The organism is Ilumatobacter sp., from assembly GCF_049588435.1.
Taxonomy (GTDB): Bacteria; Actinomycetota; Acidimicrobiia; order Acidimicrobiales; family Ilumatobacteraceae; genus Ilumatobacter_A.
On the sequence record NZ_JBAVYV010000110.1, the window covers coordinates 1 to 2,340 of the forward strand.

Genomic DNA, 2,340 nt, shown 5'->3' on the forward strand with positions numbered 1-2,340 from the left:
GCACCGACGCGCATTCTGGTGGGGAGGGCCTGGGCACGGAGGCACATTGGTGGCGGCGGTGGCAATGCCATCACGGCTCGCCACACTGGAACCATGGCAATCACCGTCACCGAGGACCAGGTCATCGATGCACTCCGGCCGGTCGAGGACCCCGAACTGCATCGCTCGATCGTCGATCTGGGCATGGTCAAGGCCGTCCAGATCCGTGACAACGGCGTGGTCGGCGTGCTCGTCGCGCTCACCGTGCCCGGCTGCCCGTTGAAGGGCGAGATCACCCGGCGCGTGTCCGATGCGGCCACCGAACTCGACGGCGTCGAGTCGATCGACCTCGAGTTCACGGTGATGACCGACGAGGAGCGCGAGAACGTCCGCAAGATGGTGCACGGCGGCGGCGGATCGGCCACCGCCGGCTCGAACCAGGCCCACGGCCACGCCGAAGGACGCGAGATCCCGTTCGCCAAGACGGGTTCGAAGACCCGTCCGCTGCTGATCTCGTCGGGCAAGGGCGGCGTCGGCAAGTCGTCGGTCACGACCAACCTGGCGGTCGCACTCGCCGCGCAGGGGTACTCGGTCGGTGTCGTCGACGCCGACATCTACGGCTACTCGATCCCGCGCATGCTTGGCACCGACCGCGAACCGATCGTGATCGACGAAATGCTGGTGCCACCCGAGATGTGGGGCGTGCGCTGCATCTCGATCGGCTACTTCATCCCACAGGGCCAGGCGGTCATCTGGCGGGGACCGATGCTGCACAAGGCACTCGAGCAGTTCCTCACCGACGTGTTCTGGGACGAGCCCGACTTCCTGCTCATCGACATGCCGCCCGGCACCGGCGACATCGCCCTCTCGCTCGCGCAGTTCCTCCCACGCGGTGAGGTGTACGTCGTCACGACGCCGCAGCCCGCCGCACAGAAGGTCGCCGCGATGTCCGCGGCGATGGCCGAGAAGGTCAACCTGCCCGTGCGCGGCATCATCGAGAACATGTCGTGGTTCACCGGCGACGACGGCAAGCGGTACGAGATCTTCGGGTCGGGCGGTGGCCAGGAACTGGCCGATGAGCTCGGCGTGCCGCTGATGGGAAAGCTGCCCCTCACCAACGCACTCCGTGAGGGTGGTGACGAGGGCCGGCCGATCACCGCGATCGATCCCGAGTCGGAGACCGCCACGGCGTTCCACGAGATGGCGCGACAGATCGCCGTCGAGATGAAGCCGAAGAAGGTCTACTCCGACGCCCTCAAGGTCATCTGACCCGAACCGGTCGAACCCGACGGGACCCGAGAGACGGATCGAGCCGACGATGGACCTGGTTCCGAAGTACCGCTTCGAACGCATGGTGCGCGAGGCGCTCGACGACCTCCCCGACGAACTCCACCACGTCCTCGACAACGTCGTCGTCCAGGTGGTCGATCGCAACCCGGCCGAGCCGACGTTGCTCGGCTTGTACGAGGGTGTGCCGCACACGGAACGCACCGGTCACGAGGGCCCCGATGTGGTCTCGATCTACCGCCGTGCGCTCTGCGAGATGTGCGACGACCTCGACGAACTGGCCGATGAGGTGTACGTGACCGTGATCCACGAGGTCGCGCACGCCGCCGGCATCGACGACGCCCGCCTCCACGAGCTCGGCTGGGGCTGACCCGCACACGATGTCGACCGCCGACGTCCTCGACGGGTTGGTCGACCCACATCAGCCGGTGGCGATCGCCATCGGCGAACAGGGTGCAGCGGTGGCCGTGGCCGGTCACGCCGGCTTCTCCATCCCCGCACCCGAGCTGGCGAGCACACTGCGACACCTCGAGGCGATCGGTCCCCGGTGGGTGTGGTGGTCGAACGCGACGGCCATCGCCATGCTCGATCTCGGCGTCCGAGTCGCTCGATGCTGGGACCTGTCGGCGGTCCACCGCCTCCTCGTCGGCGGATGGACGAGCGGCGCCGACCGCGTCTGGGCGTTCGCGCACGGTCTCGACGTCGACGCCGTCCCCACCGTCGAACCCGTCGACTTGTTCCACCAGGCGACCGAACCCGACGACCCGGAACATCCGATCCGACCGGACGGCTACCTGCATCCCGAATGGGTCACGGGCGAGTGGGCCACCGATCCCACCCGCATCGAACGCTGGGCCGAGCTCGCCCTCGAGGTCCGAACCGCGCAGGAAGCAGCGCTCGCCCGACTCGCGGACGCGCCGCACGCCGGTGCACCGCGGGGGCCTGATCGACCTCGGACCACCGCTCTGTCCGAATCCGCCGCCGAATTGATCTGCGCCGAACTCGAACACGACGGGCTGCCGTTCGACTGTTCCATCGGTGAGCAGATCGTCGCTGGATTCGTCGGACCACGCC

At 67.9% G+C, this 2,340-nt stretch carries 2 protein-coding genes and 1 pseudogene; all 3 read left to right on the top strand.

Annotation, left to right across the window (positions count from 1 at the left end; genetic code table 11):
- Positions 1-93: 93 nt before the first annotated feature.
- The gene (locus tag WBV89_RS04065; RefSeq protein ID WP_423980062.1) at positions 94-1,248 is read left to right on the top strand and encodes an Mrp/NBP35 family ATP-binding protein; all 1,155 of its coding nucleotides are present in this window, start codon (positions 94-96) and stop codon (positions 1,246-1,248) included.
- A 49-nt stretch (positions 1,249-1,297) separates the two neighbouring features.
- Entirely contained in the window at positions 1,298-1,636 is a 339-nt protein-coding gene (locus tag WBV89_RS04070; protein WP_423980063.1) for a metallopeptidase family protein, read from the top strand.
- A 10-nt stretch (positions 1,637-1,646) separates the two neighbouring features.
- Positions 1,647-2,340 (top strand): annotated as a pseudogene (locus WBV89_RS04075) (hypothetical protein); the annotation flags it as partial.

Excerpts from the sequence above, each read along its gene's own strand:
- WBV89_RS04065 (WP_423980062.1), top strand. The coding sequence starts at position 94 with ATGGCAATCACCGTCACCGAGGACCAGGTCATCGATGCACTCCGGCCG.
- WBV89_RS04070 (WP_423980063.1), top strand. The coding sequence starts at position 1,298 with ATGGACCTGGTTCCGAAGTACCGCTTCGAACGCATGGTGCGCGAGGCG.